Source organism: Streptomyces sp. NPDC093598, assembly GCF_044764825.1.
GTDB lineage: Bacteria > Actinomycetota > Actinomycetes > Streptomycetales > Streptomycetaceae > Streptomyces.
This window is the reverse complement of sequence record NZ_JBIWIV010000021.1, coordinates 68,143-82,375: the sequence shown is the minus strand read 5'-3', so window position 1 is coordinate 82,375 and position 14,233 is coordinate 68,143. Positions and strand designations below refer to the sequence as shown.

Sequence of the window (14,233 nt, the reverse complement as noted above, 5' to 3'; positions counted from 1 at the left end):
GCCCGGAGTCTCCCCATGCCCACGATCACCTGCCACTTCGAGATCACCGTGAAGATCACGGGCACCCCCACGCCCGCCGCCCTCGAACGTCTCGGCCCGGTGGTGGAGAAGGCGCTGGCGGCCCGGCTGCGCCTGGCCCGGGCCAAGGTCGCCGAGGCGGGATACCCCGACATCGTCCCGGCCGAGGCCGTGGACCGGTCGCGGGCGGCACCGTGAACGCGACCGTGGACGCCATGCCGGGCACCGCCGGAGAGACGGCGGTACACGGCGTGGCGTACCGGCGCCTGCACCTGCCGACCTCGGTCGCCTTCTCCGGGGACGAGCGACTGCGTGCCTGTGAAGGGCAGTTGGCTGCGCTCCTGCTGCGCGCGGTCGCCGCGGCCGTCGAGCAGGACGACCGGCTGGAAGGGGCCGCCACCGGCCCGCCGCGGTGGCCGCCACCGCCCGTTCTGGAGCAGCCTCTCGCCGTAGAGGGGGGCCGTCCGGTCGAGGAGCGGGCCGAGCCCGCCACGACGGCCGCGCCCCCGACGGCGGAGCCCGCGCCACCGGCCGAGACCACCGCGAGCGGACACAGCAGCGTCATCTTCGCGGTGGCCGTCCCCGATCCCGGAGGGGAAGAACACGAAGGCACCGCCGAGCCCGAACCCGAGGCGGAGGCGGAGGCCGGCGCGGAGGAGGACCAGGGCGAGAAGCGGGCGAGCGCCGCACAGCCTCCCGCACCCGCGGGCGCGCACTCCGCGGCGGCCGAGCCGCCTTCCTCCGAGGCGACCACCACCATGACCTCCGCCACCGCACCGCAGCCGGCACCCGCGCCCGCGCAGGCCGGGCCCAGTGAGGAGGGCGGGACCTCCGGGGAGGCCCTTGGGGAGGAGGCCACCGGAGAGGCCACTGGGGAGGTCCCCGAGGAGGACGTCGCCGTGACCGTGGTGTCCGAGGAACGCTCGCTGAGCGAGGTCGTCCAGGGACCGAGCCCGGTCGACCGCCGCGCCGTGATGGTCGTCGGCGCCACCCAGCTCGTGATGCTGGGCGAGGCGACCCGCCACGCCCACTCACGCAGCCTCGTCCACGCGGTCCAGCTCGGCGACCACCTCTTCGGCGCCCGTTCCTTCGCCGTTCTCGAAGGCCCCCTCGGCACCCGGGAGAGCTTCTACTGGGCCGTCGCCACCTCACCCACCGTCACCGACGAGACCATCGGCAGTGCCGTCGGGAAGGCGCAGTTGGAGGGCCAGGAGATCAGCCTGTTCAAGGGGATCACCGTGCTGCCCTCCGTCACCACCCTGGACGGCCACCGCTACGGGGTGAACCTGCTGTGGACCAAGGAACGCGGCTGGTTGTACGGCAGCAAGGAGGAGGGCAGACGCTGGCTCCGGACGAGCGCGTCACCGACCGAGTCGTGGCTCTCGGCCGAGCAACTGCGGGTCCACACCTTCCAGGAGCTCGACCGGCTGGTCGACGCCGGGCTCGCCGGGGACGACGCGTCCGCCGCGACGGCCGCCGCCCAGCTGAGCGACATGAGCGCCGAGGCGTTCGCTCTAGTGGACACCGCGACCCGGGCGAAGTACCTGGAGATCCTGGTCAAGGCGTGGACGTTTGAGGAACAGCGGCACGCGATCATCCAGATCATGCTCTCGCTGGAGGGCCTCGACCAACTGCAGGCCGTCCGCGACCGGTTGATCCGGGCGGGCCTGTACGAGCAGCTCTTCGCCGACATGGGGCCCGACCTGTGGGCGCTGCTCATGAAGGTCGGCGAACGGTTCGGCGACCACAAGCCCCTCACCCTGCGGGAGTTCCTCGGGCTCGTGGAAGAGGCGTTCAACCTGACGCTGAGGCACGACGCCGGGCTCGCGCGGACGGTCGAGGAGGAGGAGACAGCCGTCATCGGCCTCAAGCGGATGATCGAGTTCGAGGAAGCCGCCCGAGCGGCGACGGGATTCGTCCTGTCGACGCTCGAATCCCTCACGATGATGCTGACCCAGCCGGAGAAAGTCCTCTCCGGACTCTTCCAGCTGGTCCGTCTCCTGGTCGTCTGCCAGCTGGCCGGGTGGGGCCACCAGCCCTCGATGAAGGAGATACAGGCGCTCGTCCACCACATCGGGGCGGCGCTGGTCGACGGACTGCGCGGGGCGGCGCTCCTCGGGGTCGGCCCGCGCGTGGTGACGAGAATCAAGTGGGCCGTCATCATCGAGGCGCTGACCTGGATCTCGGAGATCAAGGCCGTCGTCGAGGCACTGGTCAAGATCGAGAAGCTCGCCGCCGTCCTGCGCTTCCTGAAGTTGCTGCGCGCGCTGGAGGGCGAGCGGATCGCGGCCCGGTTCACCCGGCTCGCCGAAGCCCTGCACGCCGGCAGCGCCGCGCTGAAAGGGCTTAAGGACGAGCACGCCCTGGCGGAGCTCCTGCTGATGCTGCCCGAGGAGGACGGCGCCCGCCTCGGCGCGGTCCTGAGCGAGGTCGACGTGCCAAAGGGCAGCACCCTGGCCTGGTTCCTCGAACATCCTCGCCTCGGCCCGGTCACCGCCGACCTGGAACGGAAGGCCGCTGTCCTGCACCGGCTCGGCGCGAAGTCGGGCGGCCTCACGCCCGAGGTGGCGCGCGCCTTCGGACGGCTGGCCGGGAAGGACGGCTTCGAGATCGCCGAGGTCGCCCGGATCGTCGAGGCCGTTCCGGAGGGTGAGGGCGCCCGGTTCACCGCGATGCTGGACCGGATTGGCTTCGGCCGGATCGGGGCCAAGGCCGAGGTGAAGGCGGGCCTGCTGGCGATGCTCGCCGGGGAGAGCCGGCGCATGGAGGCCGTCGAGAGGTACGGAATCGACATCGTCCGCGAGATACACGGCCGCGCCGCCGGCGGGCCGGAGGCCCTCGACACCATGCTCGCCCGGCTCCAGAGGATCCGGGAGAAGGAGCTCGCCGACGGCAGGGCGGTGGAGTTCGGCGCGTTCCTGGACGACCTCAAGCGGGGGAAGAAGGGGGCGTGGCGGAGGGTGGATCCGCCGCCCCGGCCACCCCGGCCGCCACGAGCACCCCGCGTCAAGGCCTCGGCGGCCGAACGGGCCCCCGTGCTGCAGCGGATCAAGGAGCTGCGCAAGCGCTTCCCGAAGGGCAGGCTCAAGAACCCGAAGCTGATGGAGCAGGGGCTGCGGGAGATCCGGCGGATCTCCGAGACCGATCCCGTGAGGGCGATGGAGCACCTGGAGCGGTTCGAGGAGGGGCTCAAGGCCGAGGGCACGCTCGAAGGCCAGGTCGCCGAGATCGTGGCGGAGGCCGAGGCCAAGGCGGGCCGCGAGGCCAAGGCGCTGCACCACGAGCCCGACGAGGTGCCTCCCGAAGGACTCGGCGTCCGCGACAAGCTCAGGTCGAAGAGCGGGGAGGCCCAGCGGGCATCGCTCGGCCTGGCGGCGCGCATGGAGGCAATCGGCCAGCACCAGCCGCCCGGGCACGACGCACACCACATCATCGCGTACAGCGACCGTCGCGCCGGGCCCGCGCGGGAGATCCTTGAATGGGCGGGGATCACCCCTCGTGACGACCCTCTCAACGGCGTTTATCTGCCCCGTACTTCCATGGACCCGAAGATTATCCCCGAGGCCGCCACGCGTCACCAGACGCTGCACACGGACAACTACTACAAGGAGATGACGAGGCGACTGGTCGAGGCCAGGAAGCAGGCCGGCCGGGAGGGGGTGATCCACGAGATGTCCAGGATCAAGGAAGAACTCATCAACAACAGCGGGTGGAAGGACCCCGGGCCCGCGACGGGCGCGGCCCGGCAGAACTTCGCCCAGTGGTTCGCCGAGTACCGGCGCAATCTGGAGTGGATGACGGAGGCGGAGCAGCTTGAGGCTCTCAAGAAGGTGACGGCCCCGCCGAGGAGGAGGAAGGCGGCGGCGCCCCGGAAGGCGGCCCGGAAGGCCGGGCCCGAGCCTGAGCCCGCGCCGAAGCCGAAGCCGAAACCGAGACCGACGCCCGCGGCGAAAGCGGCGCCGAAGCCCGAGCCCCGGCCCGCGGCGAAGGCCGCGTCCCCGGCCGAGCCCCAGCCCGCACCCGGGGCGCGTCCGGAACCGAAGGCGCGGCCCCGACCCGAGCCCAAGCCGAAGTCCGAGGTGAAGCCGCCACCGAAGCCGAAGCCGAAGCGGCAGCCGAAGCAGCGGAAGCCCGAGCCCGAAGTGCGCCGGCGCGTGGCCGCCGAGGGAGCCGCCCCGGCCGCGCCCACCGAGTCGGCCGACGCGCCCGCCCTCCGCGTACGCGTCGAGCCCGACACGCCCCGCATCCGCGTCGAGCCCGACGCCCCCCGTGTACGGGGCGACGTGGGCGAGGTGCTCGACGACGTCGTCGAGGAGCCGTCGAAGCGGGCGGGCAAGCAGATGCGCGTACGCAAGGAGGGCGGCGAGACATGACCAGGCAAGGAAGGCGCGGACCATGCCCGCCGGTGTGAACGTTCCCGTCCTGATCGGCGCGGTCCCGTTGTTCACGGTCACCAGCCTCTCCCTCAGCGAGGGCTATCAGGTGGCCCGGATCGCGGGCAGCCGCCTCGCCCAGCTCGTCTCGCCGACGACCAGGACGATCAGTGTCGAAGCCGTACTCGTCGGCAGGACCCGGCTGCTGACCAAGAAGGGCCTGGAGGCGATGGCGCTGACCTCGCGCGCGCTGGCGGGTTCCACGGCGCCCTTGATGCAGATGGCCGGGCTGCCCGTGGTCTGCGGAATGACCGTCAGCCTCGACATGCAGATCACCAGTCTGCGCTTCACCCAGTCCAACCAGAAGCGGGACGCCCTGGACGTCACCATCAACCTCGAACAGGTCCCGCGCTCCAGCCTGGCCGCCGTCCTCGGGGAGGCCCTGGACCTCGCGCTCGCCGCCGGCTCCGCCGCAATCCCCACCGTGAGCGAGATGATCCCGCCGGGCCGCCAGCTGGGAGGTGGACTGTGACCGCCGAACCGCTCTTCCACCGCTTGCCGGTCGAGCCCGATGCCGGGCTTCCCCAGGTCTTCCGGTGCCCTGTCGGGGACACCGCCTACGACTTCGCCCTCTACGCCAACTTCGAGAGTGGCGAGGACGATCCCCCGGAGACGCTGTACGACCTCGCGGAGTGGAGCCGCGTCCCGCAGCCGATGGAGACCGCCCTGCAGCCCACGCCCCCCGGCCACCTGGTGCTGCGGGTGACCGGTCCCGGCCCCGACGGCCCGCGCGTCCTCTTCCTCAGCAAGCTCGTACCCGAGCCGGACCTCGTCCACGAGGCGGGCCCGCTGGCGCTCAAGCTCGTCGAGGCGACAGTGGCCCGCGGCAACCTCAACGGCGGCGGCCACTACGGCTCCCGGATCGTGATCGGGGTGGCGCGGCGATGGGCGTGATCCTCTGGTACCTGATCGACTTCCCGAGCCTGCGGCTGAAGATCTCGAACGACGTCCACAGCGGGTCGGTGCTCGCGGACGCCGAGATCATCGTCAAGTACGAGATCGGCGAACCGGGAAAGTTCGACATCACCTTCGCCGATCTGCCGCTCGACCTGCACGAGAAGCTGACCGGCGCGCTCAGGGAGAAGAAGGCCGGTCCGAAGGGCGGAGTCGGCGTCAGCATCCGCCTCGGCTACCTGGACGACCCCTCCGGGCGAACGGTGGTCCTGTCCGGCAGGGTCGACGCGATCAAGTCCACGACCCGGTACCCCCCGCTGGCCATCCGCCTCACCGGTTACGAGGAGGCTGCCTACCTTCTGCTCGCCCACACCGACCCGGGGAGCGATCCGCCCGGGGCCAGCCTCTCGCTGCCCAAGACGACGCCCCACGACGCGGCGAAGCACATCGCCGGGCTCGCCGGGGTCACCGTCCGGGGGTTGCCGGAACCCTGCGCCTACCTCCGCGAGATCACCAAGTCCGGCAAGAACGCCTTCGCGCTGCTCAGAGCGGTCGCCGACCAGTACGGGTACGAAATCCTCGTCCAGGACGGGACGGTCCAGTGCGGCAAGACCCTCGTGCATCCGCCCGCCAGCAGGTTCCCCGACATCCCCTCGGTGGCCGCCCTCGCCGCTGCGATGGGCGGCGAGGAGTGCCTCGTGCTGCCGAAGACCATGACCGTCGCCCGGCTCGCCGAGTTCAAACCCGCCCAGTTGGGCACAGTCGGCAAACAGCCCCTCGACACTGACCCGAAGGACCCGGCCGAGGTGGAGGTCTTCGACTTCACGGTGCTCGGTGTCCCCTCGCTCCGGGCCGGAATGATGGTGGCGGCGGGCGTGGAGGGGTACGAGAAACCGTTCCGGGGCTTCCGGATCCTCCAGCTCACCCACACGTTCTCGCCACGCGGTGGATACACCTGCGGCGGCCGGGCGGTGGAGTTCGATATGAAGGGCGGCAACAGCCGGCTCAGTGAACTGGCCCGCAAGGCCACCGCCCACTCGATCGCCGATCTGATCTCCGGCAAGGCCCAGGAGCACGCCGCCGTCAACCCGTCCGTCGATGTCGGCCTCATCGACCGCGCCAAGCCGGACCGGCGGGTGGCGACCGTGCTGAGCGGCCAGCGGCCCAACGAGGCGATGGCCTCGCCCAGCGTCGACATACCGATCACCGGAGGAGATCCGACGCGGCGCGACAAGCCCGTTGCCTCGCCGTTCGCCTGGCACAAGGTCGGCCTGTCGGTCCCCGTGTACGCCGGTATGCGCGCCCTGCTCAACCAGGTGCGGGACAACCCCGACGACACCGTGGTGACCGGCTTCCTGTGGCCCAACGACCCCAAGGCGGACCGCCCGAAGTCCCAGGAGGGCGACTGGTGGCTCTGCCTGCCCACCGAGCTCGACACCGGCAGCGGCATCGCCCTGCCCACCGGCAAGGGCGTCAACGACCTGATCGCCGCGGACGGCCGACGGGTCGTGGAGGCGATCGGCCTGAAGGTGGCGATCGGCGAAAAGGTCTGCACGTCGGTCGGCGAGCGGCCCAAGGAGGGGGACGCCGAGGTCTTCCTGCTCACCCACAAGTCGGGGACCACCGTCACGATCGACGCCGACGGGAAGGTCACCGTCGACGGCGGATCGCACGGCGTGGTGCTCAAGTCCGGCGGAGTGACCGTCACGATCGGCAAAGGGAAGGTGGCGATCAGCTGATGCCTCTCGTACTCGTCGCAGGCGCGATCGTCCAATGCACCCACCAGGGCAGGCTGAGGCTAATGGCCGGCGACCCCCGGATCACCGTCAAGGGCAAGGGAGTCGTCCTCGCCGGCAAGGAGGGCGGCCTCGCGTTCGGCTCGGCGGCCACCCCCGTACCGGGCATGATCTCGCCCTGCACCGCGACCACACCCAGCGGACCCCAGCCCTGCGTCATCACCCCGGCGACCCCCGACGGATGGTCGAAGAAACTGACCGTCGGCGGCACCCCGGTCCTGCTCGCGACGGCCGCCGGGGTCACCGCGACCGGCCGGTGGACGGTCGCCGACCCCGGCCAGACCGTGCTGGAGACTCGGTGATGGCCGGCAACGAGCCACGGGAACCGCGCGGCGACCCGCCCGCGGGCGGCCGGCCCGGCGGCTCCCCCACGGCGGGGCCCTCGCGGCCCGCACCGTCCGCGACCGCCGCGGGCCCGGCGGCGCACGGTCCGGACCTGGCGGCCGCCGTCCTTCCGTACCTCTCCGACGAGGTCCCGCGCGAAGGCGCACCCAGCCTCGGCCGCAGCCTCGCCCTCGACGAGGGGGACCTTGTCCTCGACGGACGCTCCCTCGACCTCGCGCTCGTCGTCGGCGCCGCGGCGCTGCGCCAGGCGCTGGAGCTCGGCGTCGCCACCCAGACGGGAAGCGACCGGCTCAACACGCCGTTCGGCTTCGACCGCCTCGCCATCAGCGCCTACGCCCACGACCTGCCCACCCGCAAGGAGTTCCTCACCATGGAACTCGTCCGCTGCCTCAGCTCGGACCGTCGGGTCACCGACGTGCGCGAGGTCTTCTTCGACGACGACCCGCGCTACCTCGAACTCCGGCCCGGGCTCTACGAGGAGACCCACCGCCGGGAGGTGGCCGCCGCGCACGCGGCCCGCATCCACGCGGTCTTCGCCGTCGTCGACACCCTCGCGAGCACCGCTCTCACCCTCCGGGCAAGGGGGACCCCATGACCTCCGAGGAACGATTCGGCGTCACCAAGGATGGGTTCGTCGTCAAGGGCATCGACCGGATCATCGCCGACCAGCAGGACCGCGCCCGGGCCATGTTCGGCGACGACGTCGACCTGACCTCCGGCAGCGCCCTGCGCAAGGTCCTGGACGCCGCGGCCGTCGACACCCACGAGCTGTGGCGGGCCCTGGAATCCCAGTACTACGGCTCCTTCATCACCACCGCCCAGGGCCCCAGCCTGGACCTGCTCGGCCGCGACCTCGGCCTGCGCCGCCGCGAACTGCGCGCCCGCGGTCCCGTCGCCCTGACCCTTGCCGACGCCGACGCCGTACCCGACCGCGACTACGTCCTCCCGCAGGGCACCGTCATGGTGACCGTGCCGTCGGCCGACGCCCCCGCACTCGCCTTCCGTAGCACGGGCGCTGTCACCCTCGCCAAGAAGCCGTCGACGGCCACGGTCGAGGTCGAGGCCGTCGCGCGCGGCGCCTCAGGGAACATCCGCATCGGCCGCGAACTGCGACTCGACCCCGATTGGGCCCGGCACAACCTCAACCTGGGCACCGCCGAGATCAAGGCCGTCGTGGGACGGGACTTCCAGGGCGGCGAGCTCGGCGAGCCCGACGCCACCTACCGGGCCCGGCTCCTCGGCGTCCCCCGCACCGTGTGGACCCAGGAGGCGCTGCTCGCCCAAGTCCTCGACGTGAACGGCGTGCGCGACGCGGTGATCTTCGACCCCCTCGGCGGAGTCGAGGCCACCCAGCGCGCCTTCGGAACCTTCCGCTTCGGCAGCGGCGGTTTCTCCCGGGCGCGCCAGACCGGCTCCCCCTACTTCTTCGACATCGTCGTCGCCCCCGAGCCCGGCTGGCCCTGGTCCCAGGGCGAGGCGTCCTTCCCCGGCCTGTACGGTGAAGTCCTCGACGTCGTCCGGCAGTGGCGGCCGGTGTCGGTCTTCCCCGCCCTCCTCGCGGCCAACCAGGTCGACGTCGGGATCCGCGCCACGCTCATCATCGAGGCGGGACACGACGAGGAAGCCGTCAAGGCCGCGATCCTCGACGCCGTACGCGCCTCCGTCAACCGACTCCGCCTCGGACACGGCGTGCTCTCCTCCGACATCGTCCTCAGCGCCCGCACCGCCGCCGGCGTGGTCGACGTGCAGAACCTGAGGCTGCGCCGCTTCGCCCCCGCCTTCGGCCAGACCTACTACGGCGGAGCCACGTACGGCGGCGCCCAGGAACTGTCCGTGGGCGAGAACCTGGACCTCGCCCCCGACGAGATCGCCCGCTTCTCCGTGGACACCTCCATGGCCGACCTCCGGGTCGTGATCGCATGAGCTCGGCGACCCGCCGCCTCCGCTTCCGCGACCCGCTGCCGGGCGGCGCCCTCGCCGTGATGCGGGGCGCGCTCCCCGAGCCGTACGACCGGGGCATGGAACGCATGACCGTCCCGCTCGGCGCCCAGGAGGGGGACGGGACGATCCCCGTCCCGCTCTACGACTTCGACGGCTACGAACGCCACTACCGCAGACCGCCCGCCTCCCCTCGCTATCTGCTCACCCCCCGCGAGGACGTCACCGCGCCCCTCACCGTCGAGGTCTCCTTCCGCCGGGAACGCGGCGTGCCCCCGGAGAAGGTGGAGGTACGCATCCCGGCCGGCCACCCGGCCGACGGCGCCGTCACGATCCCGATCCCCGGCCGCGCCGCCGCCCTCACCGACCGGCTGCGCCTCGTCTCCCTCACCCCCCGCGACCCCCTCGGCCCCGTCACGGCCGTCACCTGGGAGGTCACCGCCCTCCTCGGGAACCTGGCCAAACTGCTCTGGGTCATCGGCGCCGAACACGAGACCGTCGCCGCGCACCTGCACGACGTGACGGCCCAGCGGAACACCGACACCGCCCACGGCGCCAGCCTCGACCTGCTCGGCCTCGACCTGGGCGCCCCCCGCTTCCCGCCCCGCCCGCACACGGTCGACGGCGCCACCCTCGCGCTCTTCCACCTCGACGACGTCCCGCCGCGCGACGACAAGGGCCTTCCGGTACTCGGCGCCGAGGTGGCCACCGTCGTCGACGCCGCCGCGCCCGACGCCGACGCCCGCCGGGGCGTCAACGGGGGCGCCCACAGCGGCCGGACCGGCCGCTTCGCCCACGCCTTCGCCTTCGGTCCGGGAACGAGCGCCATCAGCGTCGCGGACGACGCCGTCTTCGAGCTCCCCGCCACCGCCCCCTTCACCGTCGAAGCGATCGTGCGCCCCGACCGGGCCGTCACGAACGGACCCGTGGTCACCAAACGCGACCCGTTCGACACCCCCGGGGGCAAGGGCTGGGCCCTCGTCATCGGCACCTTCCGCGGCATCGACCGCAACCTCCGCTTCTCCCTCTCCGACGGCAGCACCGACCTCGACCTGTACGCCGACCGCGACCTCGGTGACGGCTCCTTCCACCACATCGCCGGCGCGCTCGCCCGCACCGGCACGACCACCACCGCCGTACTCCACCTCGACGGCCAGGAAGTGGCCCGCCACGTCAGGAAGCAGCCCTTCGGCTCGCTCACCAGCGACGCCGCGGTCGTGCTCGGCCAGGGCAGGAAGACCCTGGCCGACGGGACGACGACCACGCTCCAGTACCGGGGCCTGCTCGAAGAGGTGCGCCTCTCCTCCGTGGCCCGGGGCACCTTCGCACCGGTCACCGGGGAGGCCGACGAGCAGTACCGCCGCCGGCTCGGCATCTTCCACCGCTGGCTCCTGCCCACCCCCGACGCACTCCAGGCCGCCGTGAACGAGGTGGCCGGGCCGATCGCCGGCTCGGCGGATCCGACCCCCTTCGTGGTGCGGGAGCGGACGGAGCCCGTGGTCACCGGGGGCCGGCTCCTACGCGTCCTGCCGAGGACGCTTCCGGTGAGCCAGTCCCTCTCCGCCGACGGAACGCTCGGCACACCCGAGGAGGAGGCCGTCGGCACCGCCGCCCGCGACGAACCCGACTTCGACCCCGCGTGGCTCCTCCACCACCGCGGCCGGTCCGGACTGACCTTCGCGGACGGCGAGGACAGCCGCCGGATGCAACTGGGCGTCGTCCGGGCCCTGAACGCCCTCGTCGAGCGGCTCGCGCCGACCGCCCCGACACTGCACGTCCTCAAGGCGTACGCCCCCGGCGCCGGCGCCACCGGCCTGCACGGCGTCGGACGCGCCGTCCTGCTCACCCTCGCCGACGCGCCGACCGTGGACGCGGCACGCCTCGGCGCCCTCGCGCACGCGGCCGGCTTCGGCTGGGTCCGCCACACCAGGGAGGGCCACGTCTACGCGGCCCAGCCCCGCGGGGACGTCTTCCGCATCACGACGAGCGAGACCGGACCGGACCAAGACCCGGACGCGGGCCCGGGCCTGCCGGACGTCGTCGAAGGCGACGCGCTCACCCTCCGCGTCGAGCCCGACCCCTCACGACTCGCCGACGCCGAGATCCGCTGGTCCGTCCTGCGTTCGGATGCGGGCGACGCCGTCTTCCTGCCGAGCGAGCCGGGGATCCTGCACACCCTCGCGGCCGGGGACGTCTCGGTCCGGGTCGAGGTCGCGCACCGCGGCCACGTCGGCAGCGGCACCCGCCGCATCCGGATCGGGCTGACCGACACCGCCCTCACCGCCGGAGAGCGCATCAGCGGCACCGGCCGCAGCGGCGCCACCGAGGCCGCCGCCGCGGGCCCGCCCACCTCCGACTTCGACCCGCGCATGCTGCACCTGCGCACCGACGACCTGACCCGGCCCCCACGCCCGGTCGACTACGGCACCGACCCGGAGCACCGGAACCGGATGATGCAACGCGTCACCGGCGAAGCCCTCGACCGGCTGCTCGACGTGCTCGCCCGCACCGACGGCCGCCTCACCGTGCTCGCCTCGTACGTCGCCCAGGAGGCCGGCGAACCGCCCCCGGATCCGGCAGCCGACCCCGACGCCGCCCTGCACGCCCAGGGCCGGGCCCTGCGGCTGCGTCACTCCACGCTGACCGCTTCGGCCCTCGCGGCGCGGGCCTTCGCGGCGGGCTTCGACCACATCCGGGTCGACCCGGCCCCGCCCGGCGGCACGGAGACCGTACGCGTCGCCGTGGGCCCCGGGGAGCAGCTCACCGTCACCGGCCCGGCCGAGGTCACGGTGGGAGAGTCCGTCCCGTTCGAGGTCGCCCCCGCCGCCGGGCCGGCCGCGGCCTGCTTCGCCGCCGACGGGTCACAGCTCTTCCTGGCCGAGCCGGGCTCGCACCGGATCACCTCGCTCACCCTCACGGAGGTGGAGGGGCAACCCCATCCCGACCTCGCCCTGAACGCCTCCCGCAGGGTCGCCCCCTTCCCCGGGGCCCTCGCCTTCGGCGGCGGCCGTCTCTTCGTCGCCCACGAACGGCTCGACCGCGTCGCGGTCCTCGGTCCGGAGGACCTGGAGCCCGCCAACCCGCCGGAGCTCGTCTGCACCCGCCCGGCCGCTCTGGCCACCGACACCGACCGCCTCTACGTCGGCTGCGGCGACGCGACGCTGCGGGCCTTCGCCCTGACGACCGGCGAGCCGGCCGCCCCGCTGACCCTGCCCGCCGCCCCCCGGTCCCTCGCGGTCGCCGCCGACAGCCCCTCCTTGTACGCCGTCCTGGCCGACGGCCGTTGGTGCCGCGTCGAACGCGGCACGACGCTGACCCTGCACGAAAAGCCCGACACCGGCGACCCGAAGGCCCACTCCCTCGCCGTCACTGCGGACGGCCGGAAGCTGTACGTCATCAGCCCCGGCGCGGGCACCCACGGCGGCGGAAGGGTCCTGGTCTACCGCCCGCCGGGCACGGCACCGACGTCCGTCATCGACGGCTTTCCCGCCGGCACCGTGCCGGTGGCGCTGAGTCTCAGCGGCGACGGGAAGCTGCTGTACGTGGCGACCGGCGGCTCGTCCTCGGCCGTCGGCCGGGTCCACCTCGTCGACGTCGCCACCGACGTCATCCTGCCGCAGGTGTTCAGCCCCGGCCGCGGCGGGCCCGCCCTCACCGCGAGCCCCGCCGGCGCCCTGTACCCGCCCTGCCTCGTCATGGCCCCGCGCCGCAGCGGCACCGTGCTCCTCGCCGACCCCTCGCCGCTCGGCGCGGAGCCGCCCGCCCCGCCCCGGCTCGCCGCCGAACTGCCGCTGGGCACCGGCCGGGGCGAGGAACTGGTGTGGTCGTCCACCCCGGACGGCCCCGGCGCCGCCGAGCCGACCACACCCCAGGCCCCGGTCTGTACTGTCGCCGGCCTCACGCCGGGACGCGTCCTGCTCCGGGCCACGTACCTCCCCGACGAGGGCCTGCTGCCCTACCAGTGCGAGGTCCGCCTCAGGCCCGAACTCGACGACGAGCCCGGCGTGTCGGTCACGAAGGAGCAGTACGACCTGATCCTCAACGTCCTCAACTGGTTCCACCCCATCGGCGTCGAGTGCCGCACCGACCATCTGCGGACACTGGCCGGCCTCGACGACGAGGACACGGAACACCCCCGCCTCCACACGTTCCCGACGTACCACGTCGCGGACCCGTTCTCGTCCCCCTTCATCCGCCTACGCAAGGACGGCCGTGATGATTGAGCCCTACGTCCCCACGTTCAGCCACAAGGACTGGATCGACCACCAGCATCGCGTCCAGGCAGGCGGCGAAGACGGCCTCAACAGCCGGTTCCACCGGCTAGAGGACGAGTTCGCCGGGCTGGCGCGAAACCAGATCAACCCGATCATCCAGGAGCTGGGCGGGTCGACGACCCAGCACCTCACCCTGGTACCCGCGCTCCTGCCCGACAAGGGCAGGCCGGCCTGGACCCAGAACGTGGACATGGTCGAGAAGCCCACCGCCCCGGCGGAGGCCCACGGCTTCATGAACATCGTCCTCCCGGACGGCGTTCGCGTGAAGTCGCTTCTCGTGACCGGCAACAAGTCGGCCGGGACCTTGACGGTGGCCCTCAAGCGGCGCCAGATCCGCAATGAGGAAGGGTCGCAGACCCTTGTCGCGGCGGATGCGCTGGGGACTCCCGTGGAACCACTGGCGGAGGCGCGGATCGAGAACGCGACGCATCGTCACTTCCTGACGATCGACATCGAAGGCGCCGCCGAGGGCCAGGCCAGGGTGTTCTGTGTGCAGATCACATACCAGTGACATCCCGGCACACCCGGGAGGAGG

Annotated in this window: 10 protein-coding genes; all 10 read left to right on the top strand. The window is 72.6% G+C overall.

Annotation, left to right across the window (positions count from 1 at the left end; genetic code table 11):
* The first annotated feature begins 15 nt into the window (after positions 1–15).
* From ACIRDU_RS35855 to ACIRDU_RS35810, 10 genes are read left to right on the top strand one after another with little or no spacing between them, the layout of a single operon-like run.
* Positions 16–216 (top strand): hypothetical protein, encoded by a 201-nt coding sequence (locus ACIRDU_RS35855; RefSeq protein ID WP_403587812.1) that lies wholly within the window; start codon positions 16–18, stop codon positions 214–216.
* The gene (locus tag ACIRDU_RS35850; protein ID WP_403587809.1) at positions 213–4,391 is read left to right on the top strand and encodes an AHH domain-containing protein; all 4,179 of its coding nucleotides are present in this window, start codon (positions 213–215) and stop codon (positions 4,389–4,391) included. Before ACIRDU_RS35855 ends, ACIRDU_RS35850 begins: the two co-directional genes overlap by 4 nt.
* Before the next feature lie 22 nt (positions 4,392–4,413).
* Entirely contained in the window at positions 4,414–4,923 is a 510-nt protein-coding gene (locus ACIRDU_RS35845) for a hypothetical protein (protein ID WP_403587806.1), read from the top strand.
* Positions 4,920–5,345, top strand: a complete 426-nt coding sequence (locus ACIRDU_RS35840) for a hypothetical protein (RefSeq protein WP_403587804.1) — start codon at positions 4,920–4,922, stop codon at positions 5,343–5,345. The genes ACIRDU_RS35845 and ACIRDU_RS35840 overlap by 4 nt, the downstream gene beginning before the upstream one ends.
* On the top strand, positions 5,336–7,084 hold the full coding sequence (locus ACIRDU_RS35835; protein ID WP_403587802.1) for a hypothetical protein: 1,749 nt from the start codon (positions 5,336–5,338) through the stop codon (positions 7,082–7,084). The genes ACIRDU_RS35840 and ACIRDU_RS35835 overlap by 10 nt, the downstream gene beginning before the upstream one ends.
* The gene (locus tag ACIRDU_RS35830; RefSeq protein WP_403587799.1) at positions 7,084–7,443 is read left to right on the top strand and encodes a hypothetical protein; all 360 of its coding nucleotides are present in this window, start codon (positions 7,084–7,086) and stop codon (positions 7,441–7,443) included. Before ACIRDU_RS35835 ends, ACIRDU_RS35830 begins: the two co-directional genes overlap by 1 nt.
* Positions 7,443–8,081 (top strand): hypothetical protein, encoded by a 639-nt coding sequence (locus ACIRDU_RS35825; RefSeq protein ID WP_403587797.1) that lies wholly within the window; start codon positions 7,443–7,445, stop codon positions 8,079–8,081. Before ACIRDU_RS35830 ends, ACIRDU_RS35825 begins: the two co-directional genes overlap by 1 nt.
* On the top strand, positions 8,078–9,409 hold the full coding sequence (locus tag ACIRDU_RS35820; RefSeq protein WP_403587794.1) for a baseplate J/gp47 family protein: 1,332 nt from the start codon (positions 8,078–8,080) through the stop codon (positions 9,407–9,409). Before ACIRDU_RS35825 ends, ACIRDU_RS35820 begins: the two co-directional genes overlap by 4 nt.
* Positions 9,406–13,647: a LamG-like jellyroll fold domain-containing protein gene (locus ACIRDU_RS35815; RefSeq protein ID WP_403587791.1), complete on the top strand. Its 4,242-nt coding sequence runs from the start codon at positions 9,406–9,408 to the stop codon at positions 13,645–13,647. Before ACIRDU_RS35820 ends, ACIRDU_RS35815 begins: the two co-directional genes overlap by 4 nt.
* The gene (locus ACIRDU_RS35810; protein ID WP_403587789.1) at positions 13,640–14,209 is read left to right on the top strand and encodes a hypothetical protein; all 570 of its coding nucleotides are present in this window, start codon (positions 13,640–13,642) and stop codon (positions 14,207–14,209) included. The genes ACIRDU_RS35815 and ACIRDU_RS35810 overlap by 8 nt, the downstream gene beginning before the upstream one ends.
* Positions 14,210–14,233 lie beyond the last annotated feature (24 nt).